This window comes from Rhodococcus sp. OS5 (assembly GCF_056837585.1).
The window spans coordinates 5,002,370-5,026,571 of record NZ_CM166368.1 but is presented as its reverse complement, the minus strand read 5'-3'; the positions used below and the strand labels follow the sequence as shown (position 1 = coordinate 5,026,571).

At 62.5% G+C, this 24,202-nt stretch carries 25 protein-coding genes; 10 read left to right on the top strand and 15 right to left on the bottom strand.

Features of this window, described 5'->3' with window-relative positions; genetic code table 11:
• Positions 1–77: 77 nt before the first annotated feature.
• From ACVZUB_RS23365 to ACVZUB_RS23355, 3 genes are read left to right on the top strand one after another with little or no spacing between them, the layout of a single operon-like run.
• Entirely contained in the window at positions 78–1,748 is a 1,671-nt protein-coding gene (locus ACVZUB_RS23365) for a PucR family transcriptional regulator (RefSeq protein WP_047270998.1), read from the top strand.
• Positions 1,745–2,062 (top strand): nuclear transport factor 2 family protein, encoded by a 318-nt coding sequence (locus ACVZUB_RS23360; protein WP_007733586.1) that lies wholly within the window; start codon positions 1,745–1,747, stop codon positions 2,060–2,062. The genes ACVZUB_RS23365 and ACVZUB_RS23360 overlap by 4 nt, the downstream gene beginning before the upstream one ends.
• The gene (locus ACVZUB_RS23355; RefSeq protein WP_064688104.1) at positions 2,062–3,162 is read left to right on the top strand and encodes a DNA alkylation repair protein; all 1,101 of its coding nucleotides are present in this window, start codon (positions 2,062–2,064) and stop codon (positions 3,160–3,162) included. The genes ACVZUB_RS23360 and ACVZUB_RS23355 overlap by 1 nt, the downstream gene beginning before the upstream one ends.
• Positions 3,163–3,173: 11 nt before the next feature.
• Here the strand turns inward: ACVZUB_RS23355 and ACVZUB_RS23350 are convergent, their stop codons facing one another.
• From ACVZUB_RS23350 to ACVZUB_RS23340, 3 genes are all read right to left on the bottom strand, one after another.
• A complete protein-coding gene (locus tag ACVZUB_RS23350; protein WP_165639070.1) occupies positions 3,174–3,620 on the bottom strand; it encodes a DUF2752 domain-containing protein in 447 nt (148 codons plus the stop codon).
• 50 nt (positions 3,621–3,670) lie between these two features.
• The gene (locus ACVZUB_RS23345; protein ID WP_003940575.1) at positions 3,671–3,961 is read right to left on the bottom strand and encodes a CD225/dispanin family protein; all 291 of its coding nucleotides are present in this window, start codon (positions 3,959–3,961) and stop codon (positions 3,671–3,673) included.
• A 166-nt stretch (positions 3,962–4,127) separates the two neighbouring features.
• Positions 4,128–5,177, bottom strand: coding sequence for an ABC transporter substrate-binding protein (locus ACVZUB_RS23340; RefSeq protein ID WP_482627810.1), 1,050 nt, complete (start codon positions 5,175–5,177; stop codon positions 4,128–4,130).
• Between the two features lie 373 nt (positions 5,178–5,550).
• Here ACVZUB_RS23340 and ACVZUB_RS23335 point away from each other — a divergent pair, with 373 nt between their 5' ends.
• Positions 5,551–6,639 (top strand): 3-deoxy-7-phosphoheptulonate synthase, encoded by a 1,089-nt coding sequence (locus tag ACVZUB_RS23335; RefSeq protein ID WP_030535319.1) that lies wholly within the window; start codon positions 5,551–5,553, stop codon positions 6,637–6,639.
• Between the two features lie 54 nt (positions 6,640–6,693).
• Here the strand turns inward: ACVZUB_RS23335 and ACVZUB_RS23330 are convergent, their stop codons facing one another.
• From ACVZUB_RS23330 to ACVZUB_RS23295, 8 genes are all read right to left on the bottom strand, one after another.
• Complete coding sequence (locus tag ACVZUB_RS23330; protein ID WP_042921750.1) at positions 6,694–7,497, bottom strand: sugar phosphate isomerase/epimerase family protein; 804 nt, start codon at positions 7,495–7,497, stop codon at positions 6,694–6,696.
• Entirely contained in the window at positions 7,494–9,221 is a 1,728-nt protein-coding gene (locus ACVZUB_RS23325) for an FAD-dependent oxidoreductase (RefSeq protein WP_042451278.1), read from the bottom strand. The genes ACVZUB_RS23330 and ACVZUB_RS23325 overlap by 4 nt, the downstream gene beginning before the upstream one ends.
• Positions 9,218–10,312, bottom strand: a complete 1,095-nt coding sequence (locus tag ACVZUB_RS23320) for a Gfo/Idh/MocA family protein (protein WP_161120126.1) — start codon at positions 10,310–10,312, stop codon at positions 9,218–9,220. The genes ACVZUB_RS23325 and ACVZUB_RS23320 overlap by 4 nt, the downstream gene beginning before the upstream one ends.
• The gene (locus tag ACVZUB_RS23315; RefSeq protein WP_234551913.1) at positions 10,312–11,136 is read right to left on the bottom strand and encodes an aldo/keto reductase; all 825 of its coding nucleotides are present in this window, start codon (positions 11,134–11,136) and stop codon (positions 10,312–10,314) included. Before ACVZUB_RS23315 ends, ACVZUB_RS23320 begins: the two co-directional genes overlap by 1 nt.
• The gene (locus tag ACVZUB_RS23310) at positions 11,133–13,085 is read right to left on the bottom strand and encodes an oxidoreductase (protein ID WP_234551915.1); all 1,953 of its coding nucleotides are present in this window, start codon (positions 13,083–13,085) and stop codon (positions 11,133–11,135) included. The genes ACVZUB_RS23315 and ACVZUB_RS23310 overlap by 4 nt, the downstream gene beginning before the upstream one ends.
• 44 nt (positions 13,086–13,129) lie before the next feature.
• On the bottom strand, positions 13,130–14,011 hold the full coding sequence (locus ACVZUB_RS23305) for a shikimate dehydrogenase (RefSeq protein WP_482627809.1): 882 nt from the start codon (positions 14,009–14,011) through the stop codon (positions 13,130–13,132).
• 63 nt (positions 14,012–14,074) lie between these two features.
• On the bottom strand, positions 14,075–15,451 hold the full coding sequence (locus ACVZUB_RS23300; protein ID WP_003939851.1) for an MFS transporter: 1,377 nt from the start codon (positions 15,449–15,451) through the stop codon (positions 14,075–14,077).
• A 139-nt stretch (positions 15,452–15,590) separates the two neighbouring features.
• Positions 15,591–16,508 (bottom strand): LysR family transcriptional regulator, encoded by a 918-nt coding sequence (locus tag ACVZUB_RS23295; RefSeq protein WP_050654836.1) that lies wholly within the window; start codon positions 16,506–16,508, stop codon positions 15,591–15,593.
• A gap of 134 nt (positions 16,509–16,642) precedes the next feature.
• Here ACVZUB_RS23295 and ACVZUB_RS23290 point away from each other — a divergent pair, with 134 nt between their 5' ends.
• Positions 16,643–17,335, top strand: coding sequence for an SDR family NAD(P)-dependent oxidoreductase (locus tag ACVZUB_RS23290; protein ID WP_161120130.1), 693 nt, complete (start codon positions 16,643–16,645; stop codon positions 17,333–17,335).
• A gap of 22 nt (positions 17,336–17,357) precedes the next feature.
• On the opposite strand, the gene ACVZUB_RS23285 is transcribed toward ACVZUB_RS23290, so the two are convergent.
• The gene (locus ACVZUB_RS23285) at positions 17,358–18,131 is read right to left on the bottom strand and encodes a hypothetical protein (protein WP_065351305.1); all 774 of its coding nucleotides are present in this window, start codon (positions 18,129–18,131) and stop codon (positions 17,358–17,360) included.
• Between the two features lie 105 nt (positions 18,132–18,236).
• Here ACVZUB_RS23285 and ACVZUB_RS23280 point away from each other — a divergent pair, with 105 nt between their 5' ends.
• Together ACVZUB_RS23280 and ACVZUB_RS23275 are read left to right on the top strand one after the other, a co-directional pair.
• Complete coding sequence (locus ACVZUB_RS23280; RefSeq protein WP_047270980.1) at positions 18,237–19,064, top strand: crotonase/enoyl-CoA hydratase family protein; 828 nt, start codon at positions 18,237–18,239, stop codon at positions 19,062–19,064.
• Positions 19,061–20,599, top strand: coding sequence for an AMP-binding protein (locus tag ACVZUB_RS23275; RefSeq protein WP_047270979.1), 1,539 nt, complete (start codon positions 19,061–19,063; stop codon positions 20,597–20,599). Before ACVZUB_RS23280 ends, ACVZUB_RS23275 begins: the two co-directional genes overlap by 4 nt.
• On the opposite strand, the gene ACVZUB_RS23270 is transcribed toward ACVZUB_RS23275, so the two are convergent.
• On the bottom strand, positions 20,592–21,224 hold the full coding sequence (locus tag ACVZUB_RS23270) for an alpha-ketoglutarate-dependent dioxygenase AlkB (RefSeq protein WP_007733562.1): 633 nt from the start codon (positions 21,222–21,224) through the stop codon (positions 20,592–20,594). The genes ACVZUB_RS23275 and ACVZUB_RS23270 overlap by 8 nt on opposite strands.
• A 147-nt stretch (positions 21,225–21,371) precedes the next feature.
• Between ACVZUB_RS23270 and ACVZUB_RS23265 the strand changes: the two genes are divergently transcribed.
• Complete coding sequence (locus ACVZUB_RS23265; protein ID WP_151098136.1) at positions 21,372–21,788, top strand: DUF7144 family membrane protein; 417 nt, start codon at positions 21,372–21,374, stop codon at positions 21,786–21,788.
• A gap of 94 nt (positions 21,789–21,882) precedes the next feature.
• On the opposite strand, the gene ACVZUB_RS23260 is transcribed toward ACVZUB_RS23265, so the two are convergent.
• On the bottom strand, positions 21,883–22,110 hold the full coding sequence (locus ACVZUB_RS23260) for a hypothetical protein (RefSeq protein WP_020970523.1): 228 nt from the start codon (positions 22,108–22,110) through the stop codon (positions 21,883–21,885).
• 248 nt (positions 22,111–22,358) lie between these two features.
• Between ACVZUB_RS23260 and ACVZUB_RS23255 the strand changes: the two genes are divergently transcribed.
• Positions 22,359–23,150, top strand: coding sequence for a MerR family transcriptional regulator (locus tag ACVZUB_RS23255; RefSeq protein WP_151098135.1), 792 nt, complete (start codon positions 22,359–22,361; stop codon positions 23,148–23,150).
• Between the two features lie 83 nt (positions 23,151–23,233).
• Positions 23,234–23,698: a hypothetical protein gene (locus ACVZUB_RS23250; RefSeq protein WP_447000763.1), complete on the top strand. Its 465-nt coding sequence runs from the start codon at positions 23,234–23,236 to the stop codon at positions 23,696–23,698.
• A 53-nt stretch (positions 23,699–23,751) separates the two neighbouring features.
• Here the strand turns inward: ACVZUB_RS23250 and ACVZUB_RS23245 are convergent, their stop codons facing one another.
• Positions 23,752–24,126: a hypothetical protein gene (locus ACVZUB_RS23245; RefSeq protein WP_118603315.1), complete on the bottom strand. Its 375-nt coding sequence runs from the start codon at positions 24,124–24,126 to the stop codon at positions 23,752–23,754.
• Positions 24,127–24,202 lie beyond the last annotated feature (76 nt).

The following is a 24,202-nucleotide window of genomic DNA, read 5'->3' as shown; positions in this document are numbered from 1 at the left end:
CGGCTGAACCGTTTTCGCAGGAAAATGCACTATTCTCGAAGTTGAGGCGTTGCGACGGTCCGGAGAGTGGGTGGTACGTGTCTATCCGTGGGGTCAGGCTCGACGCGGTCCTTCGGGCGCTGGGCGGAGCTTTTGTCGAGCTCGTCCTCGCGCCGTCAGGTGATGACGTCTTCGTCGACTCCGTGGTGTTCGCAGAGGTCGGGGACCTCACGCGCCCCAGAACCGCGGCCGTCGAATCCTCTGAGCTCTGGCTCGCTGTCGGTATCGGCGCAGCCGAATTGGCGGCCTGGCTGAACCGCCTCGATCAGAAGGGATCAGCGCCTCGGGCCGTCATGTCGAAGGAGGCCTCGGACACGTCGGTGCGTGCGGCGGCACAGCGCGCCGGGATCGCCTTGATAGCGGTCCATCCGGATGCTCGTTGGGATCGATTGTTCACGACCATCCGGGGCGTGCTCGATCATTCGGTGTCCCGACAGGATTCGGACGACATCGTATTCGGTAGTGACACAGACTTGTTCGAGCTGGCGCAGAACGTCGCCGCAATCACGCGGGGGATGGTCAGCATCGAGGACGAGCATTCCCACGTCTTGGCCTATTCGGCATCGGGAGATGCTGCGGACGAGCTACGTCGGCAATCAATCCTCGGCCGCGAAGGACCTCGCGAATACCTCCGAAAGCTACAGGAGTGGGGCGTCTTCGAGAGCCTGCGGCGAAGCGACGACGTAGTGGAGGTGCCCGCTCACGACGACCTTGCGATCAGGCGACGGTTGGTGGTTCCGATTCGGAGAATATCCGACAATGTCAAGGGGGAGAGCGGTTTCAGCTCTGATCTTCTCGGCACGATCTGGGTGCAGGAAGGCCCGGTTCCCATTGCCGGCGATGCCGACAGCGTGCTCCGCGGTGCCGCGGCCGTTGCTGCTCGGCTGATTTCGCGCATCCGAGACGCGCCGAGTAACGAGGCGATACAGATTCAGCGGTTGCTCGGGGTTCGCGGCGGCGGTGTCGACGTTCCTTCGCTCGCCGCCTCGTTGACCATCCCGATGTCCGGACCGGCGATGGTGGTCGGAGTGGCGAGTATCGGAAACGGTGGGCTGCCGTCTTCGGGCGAACTCGTGTCGTCTTTGCGACTGCACGCCAGCGCCTTTCAGCGTGAATCGCTGGTGAGTGCCGTCGGCACCCGGATCTATGTGCTGTTTCCGCGAACCCAATCCGTGAAATCCACAGTCTCGTGGACCCGCGAAGTTGTCGCGCGTTTGGACAAGGTGTCGCCTTCGGGGCTACGGGCCGCGGTCTCGTCGCCGGTTTCGACGCTTGCGGAGGTGGCCCAGGCTCGGGCCGAAGTGGATCGGGTCTTGGACGGAACGTCGGGTGATGTTCGTGTGACCACCCTCGCGGACTCGCGCACACCGGTGCTGCTGGGCGAAATCATGGACACCATTGCGGCCGACGAGCAACTGCACGATCCGAGAGTCGACGCCCTGGACGTCTACGACAGACGCAACGGGTCGAACATGCGCGAAAGCATCTCCGTTTACCTCGCACATTCGGGCGATGTCCGACGTGCATCCGAGCAGCTTCGGATTCACCCGAACACCCTCAGGTATCGGATCAAGAGGGTCGAGGAGATCACGGATACCGACCTCTCCGAGCCGTCGGCCAGGCTGTTGATGGAGATTCAGTTGGCGGCGTCTGCTCGGGCAGTGAGTTCGCCGAACCTGTCGGACCCCAGCAGTACTCTTCGCGAATGATCGACTCAGCGAAGGTGCCAGGCGCAGCGCGCGCGTATTTCGACGGCGGCGACGTCCGCGGCGTTTTCACCGAAGACGCAGTGGTTCGTGACGACGGCCGGACGTATGTCGGGATCGAAGAAATCGTGGCGTGGAAGTCCGCCGTGTCGACGGCGTTCACCTTCACCCAGAAGATCGAGTCGGTCAACACCCCAGGCTCGGCCGTTGTCGTGTCGGTGAAGGTCGAGGGTGATTTTCCCGGAAGCCCCGTCCAGTTACATCACCATTTCACTCTCGACGGTGATCGGATTTCCGCTCTCACGGTGTGCCCCTGATGCCCACCGCTGACGAACTGCTCGGGAAATCCGTCGTCGCCGATCTGGCAGGCTGTCTAGAGCGAGCCTCCGGTCACACACGCCTCGCCCTCGTTCGGGGTAGTACATCCGAATTCGACGGTATGAGTCTCGGCGAACGTACGCGCGTCGTGCGGGACGCGATGACTGCCGAACTGCCTCAGGATCTTCCGGCCTTCGCCGAGATCATCCGCCGTGCGCTTTCAGAAGAGACCTTCACCGGTTGGATGATCTGGCCGGTGACCGAAGCCGTCGCCGTCACGGCGACACGAAGTGGCTCCGAGTCGGATTTCGACGAGGGAATGGCTCTGCTTGCCGAGCTGACGTCGCGTCTGACGGCCGAATTCGCAATTCGCACATTTCTCGAAACGAACCTTGACCGTTCGCTGGCGATCGCACTCACCTGGACCGGCCATGAAGACGAACACGTCCGGCGCTTGGCGACCGAAGGCACTCGTACTCGTTTGCCCTGGGGAAGACGAGTGAAAGAATTGACGGCGCGTCCCGAGTCGACAATCGTCATTCTCGACGAGCTGTATCGGGATGATTCGGAATATGTACGACGTTCGGTCGCAAACCATCTCAACGATCTCAGTCGTGCTGACGCTGCGCTCGCAGTATCGACTGCGAAGCGTTGGCTGCAGACACCGGATGCCAACACACTGAAAATCGTCAAACATGCATTGCGGACGTTGATCAAGGCCGGCGATCCAGATGCTCTGTCCCTCTTGGGGTTCTCGCCGCCCACCGACGTCGTGGTCGAGGGGTTCGTCATCGACCGCGAAACAGTTGATGCGGGTGGAGAACTCACCTTCGACTTCGCCGTCACGAACAATGGCAGCGAGTCCGTCACCGTCGTGATCGATTACATCGTCCACCACGTGAAGGCCAACGGGCAGACGACGCCCAAGGTCTTCAAACTGACAACACGAACGCTGGAACCCGGGGTGCCGGCCCGTATCGCGAAGAGGCATTCCTTCAAACCGATCAGCACCCGGAAGTACTACGCCGGCGAACATGCCGTCGAGGTGCAGATCAACGGCGTACGCCAGGTGCGAGGTGTATTCCGTTTGGACGCGTGAGGAGATCCGGCCTAGACGCGGAGACTGGCAAATATCGGGATCGGGGCTATGCGGACCGTCGTCCAGATCAACACGAGTGTCAAGATCACAGCCGGTGACCAGCGCAACTGATGCCAGAGCACGACGGGTCTTCCACGGGTGCGGGCGGTCGTCCACGAGACGTACGTGAACGCCAGTGCAAGCAGCATCACGAGGCCAAAGGCATTGAAACGCATCGCTGCACCGAAATCGCCGTGGATGAGGCTGTACACCATCCGAGTGCTACCGCAACCGGGACAATTGACGTTGAACAGCGCTTTGGTCGGACAAACGGGAATGACCCCACCAGGTGTGGTGGGGTCACTCCAGGAGATGAAGCCGCACAGCGCAATTGCCGTGAACGCAACTGCCGCTGGCGCCTTCAGTGCGGCGAGTCGTGATATGTCATCGTTCTCGGTGTCACCACAATTCGGTGTCATTGCAGTTCGGTGTTTGGCCGTCGATCAGTGTCGCCGGTCGGCGTCGGCGGTCACAGGGAACTCGATCCGGCAAGGACGACGACAAAAAGGAAGTACAGAACAGCGACGGCAACACCTGCGCCGACTGACCACAAGGCGAACTTCTTGGCATCGTCAGCTGATTTTCGCGCAGCGTCGAACTGACCTTGCGCCCACAAAGTGTTGACCTGGCTTGATTTGACGATCGAGACGATGCCGAGCGGGAGGCAGCAGAACACTGTCACGAGAATCGCCCAGACCAGATTGTTGTCCGGCGGAGGGCCGACCGGTTGTTGCTGGCCGTAGTACGGGTTCTGCGTCATTGGTCACCTAGCGTTCGGAGAAACAGGGCGTTCGGAGAAACACCCTCTGACGTGCGAAGAGCACGGGCAGGTGACAACATAATCCGTTTCCGAGTGAGTCAGTATCGACTGTTCGTATGACAGAGAATCCGGTTGATTTCTGATTCGGAAGGCGATACCGAAGACGTCAGCGCATGACCTGTACCTGCTCGGCGATATCAGCGGCCAGGGCCATCGCAGTCAGAGCGAGGCCGTTGTTGAGGTCGTATCGCAGATGCCCGACATGGCCGTCCTGGACAGCGCGGACTCGTTTCCACGTGGGCGACTCGGCTTCCACAGCGTCGGGGTTCTGTAGCAAGACGAAGTCGGCCTGGTCGAAGATCGCAAGCTCCTCGAGGCTGTAGAAAGTCGAATCCTTCCGATCAGGTGCGGCATGGGCAGCGTCGGTCAAGACGTTCAAGCCGAGGTCCTGCGCAACCGACACGGCGAACGTGTTGTTCTGCAGCCAGATCTGACCGCTGTCTGCGCCGGCGATCGCAATCGACTTGCCTTCGAGGAGACCACCGATCTTGGCCCGCGCTTGCGCAAGTTCGGCGTCGTATCGGGCGATGACGCGTTCGGCGACTTCGCGGCGATCGAGAGCCGTGAGCTGCGCGGTCATGGCCTGCTTCCACGACGAGCTCGTCGTGCCCTCGTCGACGACGAGCACCGGTGCGATGTCAGTGCCGAGCAGGCCCTTGTCCTGGTAGTAATTCCACCAGCCTTTCCCGACGACCAAAAGATCGGGGTCGTGGCTCAGTATCGATTCGGCATTCGGTTCGTTGTTCGTCCCACCGAGGCGAGCCGCGCCGGCGGGTACCTGGCGCATGAGTTGAGACTTCGGATCCCAATTGGTCGCGACGATCGGGTACTCGGCAAGTAGTGCAAAATCGAGGGCACCTCGAGCTTCGAGCACCACGACACGCTTGGGGTCCCGCGGCAGGCGGTAGGCCTGGTCCGCGACGACGATGTCGACCCACTCGTCCGAGGCTTCGGTGCCGCTGGATTCGCTCGAACATGCAGAGAGCGCGCCTAGTGCACCGAGCGCCGCCGCACCGGCCAGGAATCCGCGTCGTGTCAAGGAATCGATCAGACGGGTGAACTCGCCGTCCACATCTCTTGTCGACTGCAAGGGGGTATCGGTCGCAAAAGGGGACACCGTCGGGTGGAAGGTTTCGGTCGATTCGATCACAGGCATGAGAAGGCGCAGCTCCATCTGATGTTCCGGGCATTGGCAGGTGCCTGACCAACGTATTCGAATTCCGTAGCCGGAGCCTTGCTCGAAAGCGCCAATCGCTCAGCGGATTTGGCCATTCGTCACGGACTCGTGCCACGGGACGCTCCCCTCGGATTCGGCTCGTCGTGGAGGGGCGCGCCCATCTGATCCGAACTCGAGGTATCGTGGCCGACATGCAGCGCGTCTATTTCTGGTTTAGCAGGCCGGCCCCGGGTGGGCCTGCCGGCGTAACCACGCGCTGACAACCTCCACCCAAGAGCCGGACTACAGACCGGCTCGCTGGAGTTTCTCTTCATCTCTGGGGTCGGCCTGAGAACAGGAAACCGAAAACCCCATGACTGTCACCATCGACACCACCACAGCTTCGGACAGCCTCGACGATCAGCGCACTGTGAGTATCAGTCCGCTCGTGTCACCGGCGACTGTTCGTGCTCAGCACGCTCCGGACGAGGTCGCCGCCGCCACTGTGCGCACCGGTCGGGCCGACACCATCAACATCCTCAACGGTGACGACGATCGTTTGATCGTCGTAGTCGGTCCGTGCTCTGTGCACGATCCGGAAGCGGCGATGGACTACGCCCGCCGGTTGGCCGCCAAGGCCGACGAACTGCGGGACGATCTGCACATCGTCATGCGCGTCTACTTCGAAAAGCCGCGCACCACACTCGGGTGGAAGGGCCTGCTCAACGACCCCCACCTCGACGGCACGTTCGACATCAACACCGGGCTCGGTATCGGCCGCAAGTTGCTTCTGGACGTGTCGAGCCTGGGCCTGCCAGTCGGCTGCGAGTTCCTTGATCCGATCATGCCTCAGTACATTGCCGACCTGGTCAGCTACGGTGCGATCGGCGCCCGGACCGCCGCCAGTCAGGTTCACCGTCAGCTGTGCAGCGCGCTGTCCATGCCCGTCGGTATCAAGAACTCCACCGAAGGTGACGTGCAGGTAGCCGTCGACGGCACCCGCGCCGCGGCAGCGAGCCACGTGTTCCCCGGAACGGACCTCGACGGCCAGGCTGCCTTGATCCGTACCGCGGGCAACCCCGACTGCCATGTCATTCTTCGTGGCGGTAGCGACGGACCGAACTACGATGCCGAGACAGTCGCGGACACCCTTGCCCGCCTGCGTAAGTCGAACCTGCCCGAGCGCGTGGTCATCGACGCGAGCCACGGTAACAGCAGCAAGGACCATGAGCGTCAGGTCATCGTGCTCGACGACATTGCCCGACGTCTGACCGAGGGCGAGCAGGGAATCGCGGGCGTCATGTTGGAGAGTTTCATCGAGGCCGGCCGTCAGGACCTGACCTTGGGCAAGGCGGACGAGCTCACCTACGGCCAGTCGATCACCGACGCGTGCATCGACTGGTCCACCACCGCAGCGCAGTTGGACCGTCTGGCGCAGGCCGTTGCGGCTCGGAGGGGCTGACGCCCCCGTGCGCCTTTTTGGTAGCGCCAACTACCAAAAAGGCGCACAGGGCCGCTAGGCCAACACTTCTCGCGTGGCCTCGACCAGGCGTTCCAGCCAGGCATCCGTGCCGACGGCCTGACGCAGTGGCTCGTTGGGCAGTTCGATGCTGACCGGCAGTCCGGCAGGCAAAGTCGACCAGATGTCGGCCAGGGCTATGCCGCCGGTGCCGGGCACCAGACGCTCCTCGCGGGCCTGACGGATCAGCTCTGCGTCCCCAGTGGGAGCGGGGGTCGAACCGTCGCACATCTGGGCGTAGTGCAACCACTCGCGCGGGATGGACGCAAGATCCTCGAGCGTTGTCGCCGAGCGGTCGGTGTGCAATGCGTCGACGAGGACACTGCGAGCCGGACCGTCTGCCGCCGAGACGATCTCGATGGCCGCACGCGCATCGGGCACCGCAGTCCACGGCATGAACTCGAGGGAAGCGACGATGCCGTAGTTCGCGCACAGTTCAGCGAGGCGGGCATAGGAGTCCGTGAGCCGAGCGCGGTCGCGGTCGTCGCCGCCCACCAGAACGGCTTTGGCTCCGAGCTGTGCTCCGGCTTCGAGCAGCGGAACGTAGTCGGTGGGGTCGAAGTCGGCTGCAAGACGGATGATTTCGAGGTCGAATACCTCGACCGGTGAATCGCCCAGTCGACGCACCAGTTCGTCCAACGACTGCTTGTCCTCGTGCAGAGGGTAGGCCGTCGTACCTGGTGCCGCGGGCATCAGACGGATACCGATGGTGTCGAAGCCGTGCTTTTCAGCCAAGGCGACGTGCTGCATCGGTGCGGTGTCGAGCACTGTGAGGGCTGCCAGTCCGAGTGAGAGTGTCATGCGTGCGCTCCAACTGTCTTGGCTCCGGCCAGTTCCCGGCCGGCCAGGTAACCGAATGTCATGGCCGGTCCGAGGTTGATGCCCCCGGACGGGTAGTGCCCGCCCATCACGCTCGCCTGATCGACGCCGACGGCGAGCAACCCCTCGATGGGGCGGTCGTTGTCATCGAGAACCTGCGACGACGAGTCCGTGACCAGTCCGGCGAAGGTGCCGAAACTCCCTGGCACGACTTTCACCGCGTAGTACGGACCCTTCTGCAAGGGCGCGAGCGACGGGTTCGGCCACGGATTGGAAGCATCTCCGGAACCTCGGTTGAACGGTGTTGTACCGCGACCGAACTCGGGGTCTTCACCGGCCACGGCCCCGATATTGAAAGCTGCGACGGTTTTCTCCAACTGCACGGGGTCGACGCCGATCTTCTCGGCCAAGTCCCGAAGAGTGCGCCCACGCGTGAGGTACCCCGAGCGCAGGTACGGCTGGATCGGGATCGGCAAGGGCTTCGCCATGCCCAGCGGGAGGTATCGGACATACTGTTGATCGGCAATCAACCACGAGCACACCTCTTCACCCTCGGGAACCTGCTCGACCATCGCGAGTGTGTAGTCGTGATAGCCGAGTGCTTCGTTGACAAACCGCTTGCCGTTCGCGAGAACTCCGATGACACCGGGCTTTCCGCGATCGAGGATGTGCGGGAACACACCTTCCTTGCCGTTGCGGTAGCGAACGATGGAGACGGGGCAGTACGCGACGGGGGAGGCGAGGGTGCGGTCGAGGCGACCACCCACGGATTCGCCGAGGGTGATGCCGTCGCCGGTGGTTGTCTTCGGGGTGAGTGACCAGTGCTCGTTGCCGGTGGGGGTGCGCGGGAACAGTTCGCGTCGTCGGTCGATGTCCTGTGCGAAGCCGCCGGTGGCGAGTACGACACCACGTCGGGCAGTTACCGAGTACGCGCCGTCCGGACCTTCGAGGCGGACGCCGACAACGCGGCCGTCGTCATCGGTCTGCAACGCGGTCGCGGACGTCTTCACCCGAAACTCGACGCCGAGATCGAGCGCTGAGCGAAGCATCATGCCGACAAGCGCAGTGCCGTTGACGAGTTGCTGACCACGACGCTTGGTGGCGAGATCGAACATGTGCTTAGTCACCCGAACACCACAGTGCACAAAGGCTTTTGGTGATCGGGTCGAGTGCAGGAAAGCCTGCAGGTCGGGCCCGGCCATGATGCCCATACCGAGGAACGACGTTTCGTACAGCTGCCGACGCAGTAGCGCCGCGACATCGGGTCCGAGCTTTCGCAGACTCACCGGTTTCGGTCCGACGGAACGGTGACCCGTGCCGGCGCCCGGTGTGTCACCGTGAATATCGGCGATCTTGGCTCCGGGCACGAACTTCAGAGCAGTCTTGCGTTCGAAGAACTCGACCATCTCCGGGGCGCCGTCGAGGAGTGCATCAACTTTGGCGGCGTCGAAGTTGTCGCCGAGTCGGTTTTCCAGATATGTCCGCGGTGCCGAGCGATCCTCGACAACCCCGTCGGCGATGGCAAACATGTTGCGTGGGGTCCACATCCACCCGCCCGACCAGGCCGTTGCGCCGCCGCAGGTGTCGGCCTTCTCGACAACGAGTACCGACGCGCCGCCATGTGCTGCGGCAATTGCTGTGGAAAGCCCGCCTGCGCCGGAGCCCACGACAACCACGTCGTAGGTGAGGGGGGTACTGCTACTCATTTCTGCTCCTTGGCAGTTGTTGCGAGGGTCGGTGTCGATGTCAGCTCGACAACCTTGCCCGTTCGTGACGATTCGTAGATTGCGGCGATGATGGCAAGTGATGCGCGGGCGTCCCGGCCGGTGACGGCGGGTTCACGCCCGGTCAGGACGGCGTCGGCGAAGTCTTGCACCTGCAGGGTGTGGAAGTCGGTCAGTGCCGCATTGACCGCGCCCACATCAAGATTCGCATCGATGTCCGCGGAGTACGGCGACCGGAACTCCACTTCGCCCGGCACCGTCCAGATTTCGTTGACACCCTCGTGCCCCTCGGGGAACTCGAGGACACTGGCGATGGCACCGGTGCGCCCGATCACCGTGACGCGGTTGCCCAGGTTGTGATTGGCACCCGTTGTCGCAGTGACGGTGGCGGTGCCACCCGAGGCAAAGGAAATCACAGCTGACGCGCTGTCTTCCGTCTCGATGTGCTCACCGTGGGTGTGGGTGCGGATGAAGCCGCTGACCGAGACGGCCTCGCCCATGAACCAGACCAGCATGTCGATCTGGTGCACGGCCTGAGTCATGAGCACGCCACCGCCGTCGGTGTCCCAGCGTCCACGCCAGGCGTCGGCCGAGTAGTAACTCGATGGGCGATGCAGGATCACCGACGCCTCACCGAGCATGGGTAGTCCGATCCGCCCGTCGTCGATGGCGTCGCGGATCCGACGTGCTGCCGGCCAGAATCGGCGTTGGAAGAGCACCCCGAACGTGATACCGGCGCGGTCGGCGGCCTCGATCATGCGGTCGGCGGCAGCAACATCGACTGCGATGGGCTTCTCGCACAAAACATGTACACCCGCTTCGGCAGCGGCCACGACTACCTCTTCATGTACCGGGTGCGGCGTGCAAACGGTGCAGGCGTCGAGTCCGAGGGCGAGAAGTTGCTCCACTGAACTCACGGCTGCGGGAATGCCGTGCGCTGCCGCGAACTCCTGGGCGCGTCCGAGATCGGGATCGCAGCAGCCGATCACCTCGACACCGGGGACTTGTTGCAGCGCGCGGGCATGGTTGCCGGCGATCTTGCCGCAGCCGACGATTCCGACTTTCAGCGTCATCAGAAATGTTCCTCTGCTTCGACGTCCCGCGCCGCAGATTCGCCGCGGTCGAGACTGTTCAGTGCTTCGATGTCCTCGCTGGATAGGGTGACGTCGAGTGCTGCCAGGTTCTCGGCCTGACGCGTCGGGTTCGCTGATCGCGCGACCGGAACCACACCCTGCGCGACGTGCCATGCGAGCACCACTTGAGCTGGTGTGCAACCGATTCGACCGGCGATCTCCCCGACCACGGCGTTGTCGAGCACGTCACCCCGGCCGAGCGGACTCCACGACTGCGTGAAGATGCCAAGTTCGTCGTTGGCGCGGCGAACCGGGATCCGAGCGAGCGACGGGTCCATCTGAATCTGGTTGACTGCCGGTGCCTCGCCGGTTTCGGCGACGACGCGGCGCAGGTGGAGCTCCAGGAAGTTCGACACACCCACGTACCGAACCAGTCCGGCGTCGCGGCAGGCCAGCATCGACTCGAACGACGCGACATAGCGATCGATTCGCGGGAGTGGCCAGTGGATCAGGAACAGATCCAGCTGGTCGAGTCCCAGTAGTTCCAGACTCTGCTCGAGGGCGCCCCGAATGTCGCCGGAAACCTGGTCGTTGCCACGAAGTTTGGTGGTGACGAACAGTTCTTCTCGCGGCACACCTGATTCCGCCAGCGCCACACCGACTGCGCCCTCGTTGCCGTAGATCGCGGCGGTGTCGATGAGGCGGTACCCGGCCTCGATGCCGGAGAGAACCGAGTTCGTGGCGTCGGCACCGACCAGGGGCCAGGTTCCGAGTCCAATGGGCGGCAATGCAGTTGCCACGGGTGTGGCTGCCTGTGTGGTCATGCGTGAACCTCCTGACGTGCCGCAGCGGCGGCGGTGATCGCGACGGCAACGTCGGCTGCGGTCACGAGTGCGGCATGGATGGACCCGCCGTCACCGCTCGCGTCGCCGACGGTATGTACTCCGAGTCGTGGTGCCAGTGAACGGAGTTCGGCAAGAAGTTCCGAACGCGGCTCGACGCCTTGCGAGATCAGCAGTTCGCCGGGAGCATCGACCTCGCTCAGCACACCGGCCGTCGAAATCGAGACGCGGTCAGCGGCGACTGTGGTGACGATCGAGCTGAGGTAGGTCGTGAGGTTCTCACTTGCGGCCAGGCGCGGCAGCAGCACGATCTTTCCGCGGCGTCCGACGTCGTGCGCGATGGTTTCCTGCGGGCCGATCATCACGACCTGGGTGCCCTTCTGAAGGAGATCGTCGGCGACGGCCGCAGCCTCACGGTCGGCGCCGAAGATGGTGACAGCGGCAGGAGCCGGATCGCCGGAGACGAGGAATTCGCGGACGTCGCGAACGGTACGGGTTGCTGCTCCGGGGAGATCGACCACGGGGCCGACGCCGCCGGCGGCAAGAACTATGGCGTCGAAATCGACACCGGAGAGCAAAGCAGCATCTACCCGGGTCGAGGTGTGGCAGTGGACCCCGAGTTCAGCCAGTTCCGCGGCGTACCAGTCCACGATCCGTCCATATTCGGGATACTCGTGAAGCTTCGATGCCAGAGCGAAGTCGCCACCGAGGCTGGGTCGCTCGTCGTACAGGTCGACGCGGTGACCGGCAAGTGCGAGGTCGCGGGCAGCGGCCATTCCCGACGGCCCGGCACCGATGACGGCGACCCGCACGGTGGCATCAGCCGGCTTTGTAGGCTGATCCAGTTCGCGGCCGACCCACGGGTTGACGGAGCAGGGAATGGGGCCGGCGGCCAGGCTGTCGATGCAGTAGTTGCAGGCAATGCAAGGGCGGTACCGGCCACCGTCGATGGCGCGATTCGGGAAGTCCGGATCTGCGTGCAGCGTACGAGCCATGCTGACGAAGTTCGCCTGCCCGGATTCGATGATCCGCGCAGCGATCTCCGGCGACGTGATGCGTCCGGCCACTCCCACCGGGATGTCGAAGTCGCGCTGGTACTGCTCGGAGTACGGCGCGAGGAGACCGCGCGACCATTCACCGGGCTGGATGATCCACTGTCCCGCTTCGTAGTTGCCGGCCGAGACGTCGAGGAAATCGAGTCGGTCGGTGTCGATGGCGCCGATGCGAGCGCGAGTCATCTCGGCGTCGAGTCCGCCGTCGATGCCTTCGAAGGCTGAGAATCGGAGTCCCAGAGTGATTCCCGGTGCGTGCTCGTGGACGGAGGCGATGACCTTGTTGACGAACAAGGTGGGGTCGGCCCACTCGTCGTCGCGGTGATTGTAAGCAGGGGAGAGGAACTGGTGGATCAGATACCCGTGGCCACCGTGCAGGGAGATGACGTCGACGCCGGCCTGCTGGCAGCGCGCTGCGGCTTCACCGAAACACTCGATGATGTGCTCGATGTCGTCGCCGTCGAGTTGTTCTGGCATCTCGCCGCCGACAACCAAACACGGAATCGGTGTCGGGGCAACGGGAACAAACCCGCTGACAGAACCTTGCGCCGTGCGACCACCATGGTTGAGTTCGACTCCGACGAGCGCTCCATGCGCGTGAATAGCGTCGACCATCTTCTTGATGCCGGGAATCCGTTCGTCGACGTCGACGCCCATCTGCCGGATGCGACCCTTGCCGTCGGCACGCACGTAGCTCGCTTCGGTGAAGATCAGTGCAGCACCACCTTCGGCGCGGCGAGCGAGGTACGCGATGTACTCGTCCGTCATGGTGCCGTCGACTTCGCAGTAGTTGCGTTCCATCGGGGCCGACACGAACCGGTTCCGGAGGCGGACGCTGCCCATATCGAGAGGTTCGGCGAAAGGCGCAGTCACATTCATCAGTGCTCCTGGTACTTCGCGAGAAAGTAGGTGTTCGGTTGTGCTCATGCGCATGCCGTCTCGGAGAGCAGCTCGCTCAGATGGCTGCGCATGCGATCCGTATCGGCTTCGACACCCGTCAGGAGTGTGAAGGTGTCAGAGGCTTGAGCCACCAGCATCTGGCCACCGTCGAGGACTCGACATCCGAGAGTAATTGCAGCGTCGAGCAATTCGGTGCGCATCGGCCGATAGACGATGTCCGCGACCCACAAGCCCGCGTGGAGCGCCGCGGGGTCGAACGGAGTTCCGGGATGGCCGACCATCCCGATCGGAGATGCGTTGACGACGCCGTCGCACGTCGTCAGGTTGACGGCGATCTCATCGATCGCCAAAGCCGTTGTGCGCGTGGCAGGAAAGGCCGAGGCGACGCGAGAACACACATCGGCAGCGCGAGCGGGATCAATATCTGCGATGCGAAGATCCGTGGTGCCGGCGGCGGCGAGTGCGTATGCCACAGCGGAACCCGCCCCTCCTGCCCCGGCAAGCACCACTCGGTCCAAGGCGGCGTCGGGCAAACCGCGCTGCAGTGCTGTGAGGAATCCGCTGTGGTCTGTGTTGTGGCCGATCAAACGGCCGTTGTCGACCACAACCGTGTTGACGGCACCGAGCAACCGCGCGTTGTCGGACAGCTCGTCGAGCGCGTCCACGACAACCTGCTTGCACGGATGGGTGATGTTCAGTCCGGTGAAATCGCCCGCGACGGCGCCACGCACCACCTCACCGGTTTTCTCGACCGAGATGTTCAGGTTCTCGAGGTCTACCAGTTCGTAGCTGTAATCGTCGAGTCCCAGTGCTGCTGCTTCGTGTGCGTGCAACGCGGGCGAGAGGGAAGTCGAGATCCCGGCTCCGACAAGGCCGATTCGGTGACGTGTGAATTCGGTAGTCATGACATTCTCCTGCATAAGTGGGGACGGCCCCTCGCGGCAATTCAGCGCGAGGGGCCGGTCCGGTCAAGCGTTGTTGCTGGTGAGCTCTGAGTCCTGCTTGATCGGCAGGCTCGGCTTCGGTTGGCCCAGATCAGCTGTGGGCGTGCGGTACGTTTCCGGTCCGGTCATTGCCGCGATGGCGGAGACGACGGCGAAGCCCAGGCACATCCAGGCAACCGGTGTCCAGTTGCTCTTGTCTCCGGCTGAAATCGCCTGAGCGATAGCCGGTGTGAAGCCGGCAACAAGGAGTCCGAGCATGAGGCTGACGGCCATTCCGGTGTATCGGACCTTCGCGGGGAACTGCTCCGGGAAGTACGCCGGGTACGTGCCGTTGGGCATGGCGTAGAAGATGCCGATCATGACGATTCCCGAAGCGAAGACCATGGGGACGCTTTGGGTTCCGATCGAATGGAAGAAGACGAAGATCATCAGGCCGGCTCCGATCGCGCCGACGACGAAGATGGGCTTGCGTCCGTAGCGATCCGAGAGGATGCCGAACAGCGGCTGAGTCAGTACGGCAACAAAATTGGCGGTCGCGATTGCCCACAGCATCGTGGAGCGCTCGAAGCCGGATTCGACGGCGTACGCCAGAGCGAAGACGTTGACGATGGTGTTGATCATCGCGAAGGTCGAGCTCATGCTGATACGGATCACGGTGCGCCAGTGCGAGCGGAACATCTCGACGACGGGAATCCCGGCCGTCTCGTCCTGTTCCTTGAGTTCTTCGAATACCTCGGGTTCATCCAGGGCACGACGTAGCCACAGGGCAACGACGGTCACGATGATGCTGAGCCAGAAGGGAACTCGCCAACCCCACGAGTAGAGGTCTTCGTCGGGCAGGCTCGCCACTGGGATGAATACCAGGCTGGAGACGACGATGCCGAACATGATCCCGCTCATGGTGAACGAGGTGAAGAACGAACGACGGTGATCCGGCGCGTGTTCGAGCGTCAGTGCGGAAGAGCCGGGTGATTCACCGCCGGCAGAGAGCCCTTGAAGTAGACGAAGCAAGACGAGAATGATCGGCGCGGCGATGCCGATCTGGTCGTAGGTCGGCAGGCAACCGACGATGACCGTCGCAACACCCATGAGGAGCAGGCAGGCGAGAAGCGCGTTCTTGCGTCCGTACCGATCGCCGAGGTGACCCCACAGCACCGCGCCGAGCGGGCGGGCGACGTAGGCGACACCTAAGGTGCTGATCGAGAGCAGGGTTGCCGTTGATCCGCCGCCGGGGAAGAAGATCTTGGGGAACACCAGCGCGGCCGCGGAGCCGTAGATGAAGAAGTCGTAGTACTCGAGGGTGCTGCCGAGGAAGCCCGAAACGGCGGCGCGGCGCGCGTTCGCATTCGGATGTTCCTCGGTTGAGTTCGTGGATCCGGTGGAGGTGATCGGAGGTGCCATGTGAAGTCCTTTCGTCCCGATGGGCCGGCCGTGGCGGCACGTTTGGAGATGCACCACGCATCGGTGACGTCCCTCACCTTTCGGCGGCTGAGACGACAGTGCCACGAAGGACTATGGCGCGTCCAACACTAAATGAGTCTCAGATAATGACGTTTTTGGTCTCAATCTCCGGCGTCGGCAGAATTTCCTCGGATGTCTCCAATGCGACGGCGAGCGCATCGGACATGTGCCGCGGTGACCAGGCAATTCCGTGATTCATGAACGTCGGCTCGCCGGTGAGTGGGACGAACACACTGCCAGGTGGGGTGATAGCAGCCATGCCGGACGTCATCAGCGCTACACCGACGCCGGCGGCAACGAGCATCAGGATCATGTACGGATCGGTGATCTCCTGAACCACGCGAGGCCTGAAGTCTGCGTTCATGCAGGCGCGCATCGCGGTTTCCTGGAGGGCCGAGCCGGCCGAGAGCGGGGTGGTCACGAATCCGTCGTCGGCCAATTCGCGGAGGTCGATCGCGTCCCTCTCTGCGAGGGGATGGTCGATCGGAAGCACAGCGCCGAATGCCTCCCGTCGGATGAGTCGGGTAGACAGTGATGCGGATTCCACGGGTAGTCCGACGAAGGCGAGATCGAGGGCGCCGCTCTCGAGTTGGATGACCGCGTCGCGCGTCATGATCCGGCCGAGGAGTGTCAGTTCGACTTCCGGATAACGCTGACGCAACGCGCGTGTCAGTGGCGGAAGTGCTTGATAGTTGAGCACTCCGGTGAACCCGATTGTGACTCGTCCGTAGACGCCTCCCGACGACGCGCGCGTAGCGTGTCGTGCCGTCTCCATGTTCTCGATGACGCGATAGGCGTGGGGGAGAAAGGCATGTCCGCCGGATGTGAGTGCGACGCTGCGAGTGCTTCGTTCGAACAACTTGACGCCGATGTCCTTTTCGAGCTTTCGGATCATCTGGCTGAGCGGCGACTGGGCCATCTGGAGCCGTGATGCGGCCCGCCCGAAGTGAAGTTCTTCCGCAACCGCGACAAACGCGTGCAACCAGCGGGTTTCCATCGGCAAGGCCTCCAGGTATTTGACGTTGACAACAAACGCCATATATTCAGAATTTCTACACAGTGTGACGGCAATTATGCCTGTTTGCAACATAAATTGAGTGCGTAGCGCACAGAAACTCAGGAGTGAATGCGATGCAGGGTTACCCAGAGGGTGTCACAGCGCTCGTTACCGGCGGTGCGAGCGGAATCGGCGCCGCCAGTGCAAAGCTGTTGACGGAGAGGGGAGTTCGGGTGGTAACGGCAGATCTTGCCGAAGGCGCGGACGAACAACTCGACGTGAGTGATCCGACAGCAGTCGATGCGCTTCGAACCAGGCTCGGCAGAGTCGACATCTTGATCAACAGTGCGGGAATCGTCGGACCATCAGCGCTACTCGTCGACGTCGACCTCGCGGCTTGGCAGCGTACGTTCCGCATCAACGTCGAAGGGACATTCCTGATGTGCCGGGCGTTCGTGCCGGGGATGGTTGCGTCGGGGTGGGGGAGGGTTGTCAACCTCGCAAGTATTGCGGCCAAGGACGGAAACCCGAATCAGAGTGCATATTCCGCGTCCAAAGCGGCCGTCGTCGCGCTGACGAAATCACTCGGCAAAGAGGTCGCCACCACCGGTGTGCTGGTCAACGCGATAGCTCCGGCGGCCGTGGAAAGTCCTATGAATGCCGGCACCGATCCGGCCATCCTCGCCCGTTCGCAGTCTTTGACGCCGATGGCACGGATGGGGAAGGCGGACGAAATCGCCGAACTGATCTCCTGGCTGTCGTCGTCGGCGGTGAGTTACTCGACCGGCGCCGTGTACGACGCCAGCGGCGGCCGTGCAACATACTGAATTACCTTCTGGGAGAAATCGATCAGAACCGGAGCAGTGACTGCCACAGTTCGCGAGATGCGTCCTGGTACTCGAGCATGTGCGAGATCAGTTCGCGCAGTGGCTGTGTCGGTTCGAGTTCTTCCGGAAGGAGCGGATTGCGCACGATGACCGCGATCACCGCGCTGCCCAGAGCAAGTGATTCGCGGGCCGCCTCCTCGCGACTGATTGTCGCCAGGCGTGTTTGCGCCTGTGTGAGTGCTTCACGGGCCTCGGCGATGTCGGCCAACAGTGCTTCCGAGTTCCAGAGTGTGCGGATTGTCGAATCATCCTCGGGGGCAAAGTGAGCGATTTCCATGACAGCCGATTCGGGGGCGGCGCCGAGTCGGCGGAGAGTGCGGCGGGCGCTGTCCGTGCCGCCGAGCAGATTGTTCGGGCGGACGGCGAGTGTGGGCTTCCACTCCTCGTAGCCCGCAAGGCGCAGCGCCTGATCGTGTCTTCGGGCGGCAGTGCGGTCGCTACGTTTGAGCGCTGAGTGCTCGACGGCTATCCACGTGCCGTCCCAGGGGCGTATGCGATCGGTACGAGTTCGCCACCCCTCCACTTCGCTGTAGGTGGGGATACCGTCCGGGTTGAGGACGTACGTTCCACGAGCGGTACGACGCAGTTTGTTCTCGCGGCACAGGCGGCCCGTTGCCACGCGAATGCTCGATGCGCTGACGCCGACGATCTCGCCGGCCCGGGTCAGCACAGCGGTGCTGAACTCGGTGTCCGGGCTCGCTGTTGCGAGGTCCAGCACAACTCGGGTTGCGGACATTCCTCGATCAGTTTGTAACAACTTTTGAACAACTCCTGACAAATTCTGTTACAAGTGACATGGTGGGTACCGGGAAACCTTATCCGCGAGCAGTGAGGAAATATCGTGACCGACTCCGATCGACCAGGTGGCGATGTCTATGTGGAGCGTGACGGTGGCGTCACCGTCATCGTGATGAATCGCCCTGATCGCAAGAATGCGGTGGACGGGCCGATGGCGGCGCAGTTGCGTGATGCCTTCCTGGAGTTCGAATCGGACGAGAGTCAGAAGGTGGCGATTCTGTGGGGCGCGGGCGGCACATTTTGTGCCGGTGCGGATTTGACCGCAGTCTCCGACCCCGCCCGCGTGCATGAGTTGCATCCGGAAGGCGGCGGCACCGGCCCGATGGGGCCGAGTCGGTTGGTGTTGTCCAAGCCATTGATCGCCGCCATCAGCGGATACGCGGTTGCAGGAGGGCTCGAGCTTTCATTGCTCGCGGACCTGAGGATCTGCGAGGAGGATTCCGTGTTCGGAGTCTTCTGCCGGCGCTGGGGAGTTCCTCTCATCGATGGTGGGACCGTGCGACTGCCGCGAATCGTCGGGCAGGGGCGAGCGCTCGACATGATCTTGACCGGTCGCCCGGTCGACGCTCCGGAGGCGCTGGCCTTCGGACTGGCCAATCGTGTTGTTCCAGTGGGGCAGTCACTCCAGGCAGCCAAGGAGCTTGCGCACCAGTTGTCCGCTTTCCCTCAACTCTGCATGCTCGCGGATCGCGCGTCGGCCTACCGATCTTTTGATCTACCACTTGCCGAAGCACTGCGGGCCGAGGGCGTCGCGGGAAATCCCATTGTCATCGCTGAGGGTGTGCGCGGCGCTGCTGCGTTCGCCGCGGGCGCCGGCCGGCACGGCCGGTTCGAGAACAACCCGAATTCGAACGAGGAAACTGAACCATGATGCCCATAACCAGAGACCTGATCGCCCGTGGTGCGCGACAGCACGGATCGCGAACAGCCGTCGTTTTCGGCGATCGATCGATGACGTTCACGGAAGTGGACGAACTCAGCAGCCGATTGGCGCATACATTCATCGCCCTCGGTATCGGGCGTGGTGCACGGGTTGCATTGCTGGTCAACAACTCTCTTGCCAGCGTCCCCGTCGATTTTGCCTGTGTCAAAGCCGGCATCAACAGGGTTCCGCTCAACTCGCGTCTCTCGCTCGACGAGCACGCGAGAATGCTCGAGGACACCGACACCTCGCACGTCGTCTTCGGTAGTGACCTCGCCGACCGCGCCGCTGAACTGTCCGCCAGGTTCCCCGAACGTACGTTCATCGGGCTGGAAACAGGTTCGGCGCGGCAGCGTTCGCTGCTCGACCAAGCACAGAGCATGCCGTCGGACACACCGGACGTCGAGTTAGCTCCCGACGATGTGATCCTGACGCTGTTCACCTCCGGGACCACGGGAACATTGAAGGCCGCGCAGCACACTCAGCGCAGCTACGCCGGCATCTGCCGCAATGTTCTGCTCAATCTGCTTCCGGCGACTCAGGACGACACGATGCTGCACGCGGCATCACTGATTCATGCCAGCGGTGTCTTCGTGCTTCCGTTCTGGCTGCGTGGCGGTAAGACCGTCATCCTCCCCGGTTTCGACCCGTCGACCTTCTTGGACTCGATAACCGAGCATCGGGCTACGGCAATCAATCTGGTGCCGACGATGATTCAGATGCTCCTCGAACGCCCTGATTTTGCGAGCGCAGACATCTCGAGTCTGAAATCCGTGATCTACGGTGCGTCGCCGATGCCGCTGGCCACCATCGAACGGGCGATGCAGGCGTGGGGGCAACACCGTTTTCTCCAGTACTACGGGCAGACCGAGGCACCGCTGTGTATTGCAGTCTTACGGCCCGAAGATCACACGGAAGATCGCCTGCTGTCCTGTGGTCAGCCGGCCATCGACGTCGAGATCAGGCTGCTCGACGGCGAGGGAAACGAAGTGCCCCAGGGAGAACCGGGTGAAATCGTGATCCGCTCGCCATCGGCGATCGCCGGATACTTCAATGCACCGGAACTGAATGCGGACACCTTCACCGAAGACGGCTGGGTTCACACCCGTGACATCGGTCAGTTCGACGCCGAAGGATTCTTGTTCTTGAAGGACCGAGCTTCGGACATGATCATCAGCGGCGGATACAACGTCTACCCCCGTGAAGTCGAGGATGCACTCCTGACGCATCCGTCTGTCCGTGAGGTCGCCGTGGTGGGTACCGCCGACGCCAAGTGGGTGGAGGCGGTCACGGCTGTGGTGGTACTCGAGGACGGGACCGTCGAAAACGACGTACTGCAAGCATCATTGGTCGCGCACGTCGGCGAGCGACTGGCGTCGTACAAGAAGCCGCGTCGGGTTGTTTTTGCAGAATCCATACCGAAGACGGCCGTCGGCAAGCTCAATCGGAAGGCGCTGCGAGACGAACTCCGCGACGCTATCTAACTCCGCGAGTGCGGAATTGAACGCTGATTCTCGGCCCGAGGGCCCGCGCACTTTTCGGGACACAGTGTTCCCACGTGCGTTGGCAGGATCCGCCCATGACGAGTAGATCTCCGTGTCCGAGATTGAAGCGGATGGATTCGCCGCCCCCACGAGGGCGCAATAGGAGCGGGCGAGCCGCACCGAGAGACAGGATGGCCACCATCGTGTCCTCGGTGCGACTTCGTCCCGTATCGTCCCCGTGCCAGGCAACGCTGTCGGAACCGTCGCGATAGAAACAGAGACCCGACGTGGCGAATGGTTCGCCGAGTTCGTCGAAGTAGTGACTGCTCAGCGCGTCTTTGGCTTCGGTGAGAAGTGCGTCCGGCAGTGGTTGATTCTCTGCGTAGAAACACACCAGACGAGGGACGTCGACAACGCGGTCGTACATCTGACGCCGTTCGGAACGCCACGGCACCGTAGCTTCCAGATTGTCGAACACGGCCTCCGATCCGGTCAGCCAGGCCGGGCGATGGTCGACCCATGCGCCGGCGGTGAGGATACGTCTCTGCACCGTGCCCTCGAGATCGCCCAAAGAGACGCCCAGGTCACCGTTGTCGAACAGAGACGGTTGCATCGTGGCGGTCATAGACTCCACCGTACACCGAAATCGAACATATGTTCCCATGAAATTTGATTGCAGTGCTGGACGGCTGTTCATCCTTGCTGGGTGATGTCCGGCGGCGTGAACCTTTGAATACTGTTCTCACGCTATTTCGCCGAAGAAGGGGATGTCATGACTGCTCCGCACCAATCTCATGCGAACCACCCTGTCCGACAAGGCTTTGCCATCGGGACCACGGTGGCGGCAGCATGCCTGCTCTTCGTCGCGGGAATCGTCGCGTTGCTGCAGGGCATCGCGGCTCTCGCGGACAACGATCTGCTGATCGTCGGAGTCAATTACACCTTCGAATTCGATGTCACGACATGGGGTTGGATCCACATCGTGCTCGGAATCATTGGCATCGCGGTGTCGCTGGGATTGTTCGTCGGCATGGCGTGGGCCCGCGGGATGGCATTCGTCATCGCGGCACTTTCGATCGTGGCGAATTTCCTGTGGATGCCGTACTACCCGCTGTGGTCGATCGTGATCATCGCCCTCGACGTCGCTGTGATCTGGGCCGTCACGACCTGGCGACCTGACGAGGTGTGATCCTCTGACCGAAGTGAGTGGTTCACCTGCGGTAGGTGAACCACTCACTTCGCTGTGTCCGGGCCTCCACGGTTGGCCTCATCCCTACGCGGCGTCAGCGCCGTTTCGGTGACTCGCGATCCTGGTTCTCGCGCGGACGCATGTCCTTCGTCGATCGGTGTGGGAAGCCATGGATCATCGAGCAAGAGATCCAGCAGATCACTACCGTTGCGATTCCGAGTCCGATCGACGCGAATGGTTCCTGCGTAGCCAGCCAGACGCTCAGTCCGATTGCCGTCCCGACGATCAGAATCAGGATGGTGTCGAGTCGTGTCGTTTGCATCGAAATCATCGCCTGGCACAGATAGTTTCTGGCGGCCCGCTGGTTTTGGCGGCCCGCCGCCCGGCGAGTGACAGCCGGGGGCAGACCTTGCGCGGCTGACCCCTCGCTCTGGAAATCGCCGCCGCAAGTGATCAATACCCGCGAAATTCGTCTGCGAAACTCCACACAGGAAGAACAGGACCTTATGCCTCAAGGCCCGACATGCCGGGCCTTGACTATGACGTAGCGTCATAGTTAATGCTGTTCGTATGCGAATCAGCGACGTGGCCAGTGCGGCAGGCACCACTCCGCGGACCGTTCGGCACTATCACCGACTGGGGTTGCTGGCCGAGCCGAGACGACTGTCCAACGGTTACAGAACTTACGAACTTCCCGATCTGGTCAGGCTGATGCGCATTCGTTGGCTCACCGCCGCCGGCGTTCCACTCGGATCCATTGCCGCGATGATCGAACCGACGCCGATCGATGCACGAGAACCGGACGACTTCGCCGAAGATCTTTCCTCCTTGATCGCGGAGATAGACCGGAAACAACGAGTCCTCGCAGACCAGCGAGTGCGCCTCCAGGAAATGCTCTCGGCGCGTGGCGCCGGCCGGGTGGTCTCGCCGCTTCCGGTGGAGTTGCTGTCTGCGTTCGACGAGTTGATCGCGTCGTCCCCGACGGATTCGGTTCGGCGTCTGTTCGAGCGTGAACGCGACATGTGGGAATTGGTGGCGATCTCGGGAGCAGCGCCACACGAACTGTTCTCCACGGCTGCGCGATTGCTGTCCGACGAGGGCGACCGGAAGAGAATTGTCGATCTGTACCGTCGTTTCGCCGCTCTGGCTGGGCGCGAGGTAGCCGAGGTTGTAGACGAGATCGCGTACTTGTCGGACGAACTGGAGGAATCACTGGACGGGGTGCTCGGCGATGTGTACGCAGACGGAGACTCCGCAGGCGTGGGATTCTCGGTTGGGATCGCGGATCTGGTGCCTGATCCAGCGCAACGTGAAGTGGTCGCGCGCGTCGCAACACGTCTCATGTCAGGCGGTACGGCGTGATCCGATCACTGTGGTTGCTCTCGACGGGTCGGAGAGACGGAGGTTCCAGTGATACAGCGACTTTCGGCTACGCGAGGGGGACAATGTCGATACCGGTGGCATTTGTTGCGGCGAGTGTGATCGAGGCCGTGGCGATTCACTTCCTGGTGCCGTGGCAGTGGCTTCGCGTCGTGCTGCTCGTTGCAACGGTGTTGTCGCTGATTGCGATTGGCGGTTGGCTTGCCGGACGCGTCGTGCACCCACATCTCGTGTCCGCTCGAACGGTGGTGTTTCGTTCCGGCACGGGCGTTCGTATCGAGGTGGACCGATCACGGATTTCGCGGGTGAGCATGGTCCGAAGATTCGGTGAGACCGCAAACGTGATTGTCGACGACTGCCTGGTTCTACCGGGGCCCGACGGCACTGTCGTGGACGTCGGCTTCGACCGACCCGTCTCGGTCACGCTCCCGAAACGGCTGTCGAAGGGATCTAGCTCCACTCTGATCGATGGGTTGCGGTTGCATGTCGATCAACCCGGTGAATTCTGTGCAGCGTTGTCGCGGGACTGAACTCGCAAAGATCGTCTGGAGTCGGTCAGAGCGGAGACCTCGATGGAAGACCTTCAGGGAAACGGCTCGACAACCAGCCACTCCACCGTTCCACCGACATTCCATAGTGCATCGGGGTTGTCGAGCGAGGCCGCGTACGTTGCCGCAGCTTGGTCGCCGGCGATCTCACCGCTCTCGCCCGACGGCGGGTTGGGCTCGAGGAATTCGGAGGGGTGCGGCCCTGGCCATGCAGGCACGTCGAACGGGGAAATGCTGGTGTCGATGAGGCCAGGTCGATGCACGGTCACCCGGTCGGGAACTTGCTTGGTTTCCGCCGCCACGGCGATCCCTGGTCCCTCGGCAGCTTCGCCGTCGCCGCTACCGCAGCCTGCCACTGCAAGAACAAGTCCCGTGATTGCCACACCCACTACCGCATGACGTATCCGCACCGTTTTCTCCTAGCCGGGGCTGACCCCGTTCGAACTCCACTATTGCATCTCGCCAACTCCGCGGGATGCGTCTTTC

Bases quoted from the DNA above. Each gene is read 5' to 3' on its own strand.
- ACVZUB_RS23360 (WP_007733586.1), top strand. From the start codon at position 1,745: ATGATCGACTCAGCGAAGGTGCCAGGCGCAGCGCGCGCGTATTTCGAC.
- ACVZUB_RS23355 (WP_064688104.1), top strand. From the start codon at position 2,062: ATGCCCACCGCTGACGAACTGCTCGGGAAATCCGTCGTCGCCGATCTG.
- ACVZUB_RS23350 (WP_165639070.1), bottom strand. From the start codon at position 3,620: ATGACACCGAATTGTGGTGACACCGAGAACGATGACATATCACGACTC.
- ACVZUB_RS23345 (WP_003940575.1), bottom strand. From the start codon at position 3,961: ATGACGCAGAACCCGTACTACGGCCAGCAACAACCGGTCGGCCCTCCG.
- ACVZUB_RS23340 (WP_482627810.1), bottom strand. From the start codon at position 5,177: ATGCCTGTGATCGAATCGACCGAAACCTTCCACCCGACGGTGTCCCCT.
- ACVZUB_RS23335 (WP_030535319.1), top strand. From the start codon at position 5,551: ATGACTGTCACCATCGACACCACCACAGCTTCGGACAGCCTCGACGAT.
- ACVZUB_RS23330 (WP_042921750.1), bottom strand. From the start codon at position 7,497: ATGACACTCTCACTCGGACTGGCAGCCCTCACAGTGCTCGACACCGCA.
- ACVZUB_RS23325 (WP_042451278.1), bottom strand. From the start codon at position 9,221: ATGAGTAGCAGTACCCCCCTCACCTACGACGTGGTTGTCGTGGGCTCC.
- ACVZUB_RS23320 (WP_161120126.1), bottom strand. From the start codon at position 10,312: ATGACGCTGAAAGTCGGAATCGTCGGCTGCGGCAAGATCGCCGGCAAC.
- ACVZUB_RS23315 (WP_234551913.1), bottom strand. From the start codon at position 11,136: ATGACCACACAGGCAGCCACACCCGTGGCAACTGCATTGCCGCCCATT.
- ACVZUB_RS23310 (WP_234551915.1), bottom strand. From the start codon at position 13,085: ATGAATGTGACTGCGCCTTTCGCCGAACCTCTCGATATGGGCAGCGTC.
- ACVZUB_RS23305 (WP_482627809.1), bottom strand. From the start codon at position 14,011: ATGACTACCGAATTCACACGTCACCGAATCGGCCTTGTCGGAGCCGGG.
- ACVZUB_RS23300 (WP_003939851.1), bottom strand. From the start codon at position 15,451: ATGGCACCTCCGATCACCTCCACCGGATCCACGAACTCAACCGAGGAA.
- ACVZUB_RS23295 (WP_050654836.1), bottom strand. From the start codon at position 16,508: ATGGAAACCCGCTGGTTGCACGCGTTTGTCGCGGTTGCGGAAGAACTT.
- ACVZUB_RS23290 (WP_161120130.1), top strand. From the start codon at position 16,643: ATGCAGGGTTACCCAGAGGGTGTCACAGCGCTCGTTACCGGCGGTGCG.
- ACVZUB_RS23285 (WP_065351305.1), bottom strand. From the start codon at position 18,131: ATGTCCGCAACCCGAGTTGTGCTGGACCTCGCAACAGCGAGCCCGGAC.
- ACVZUB_RS23275 (WP_047270979.1), top strand. From the start codon at position 19,061: ATGATGCCCATAACCAGAGACCTGATCGCCCGTGGTGCGCGACAGCAC.
- ACVZUB_RS23270 (WP_007733562.1), bottom strand. From the start codon at position 21,224: ATGACCGCCACGATGCAACCGTCTCTGTTCGACAACGGTGACCTGGGC.
- ACVZUB_RS23265 (WP_151098136.1), top strand. From the start codon at position 21,372: ATGACTGCTCCGCACCAATCTCATGCGAACCACCCTGTCCGACAAGGC.
- ACVZUB_RS23260 (WP_020970523.1), bottom strand. From the start codon at position 22,110: ATGCAAACGACACGACTCGACACCATCCTGATTCTGATCGTCGGGACG.
- ACVZUB_RS23255 (WP_151098135.1), top strand. From the start codon at position 22,359: ATGCGAATCAGCGACGTGGCCAGTGCGGCAGGCACCACTCCGCGGACC.
- ACVZUB_RS23250 (WP_447000763.1), top strand. From the start codon at position 23,234: ATGTCGATACCGGTGGCATTTGTTGCGGCGAGTGTGATCGAGGCCGTG.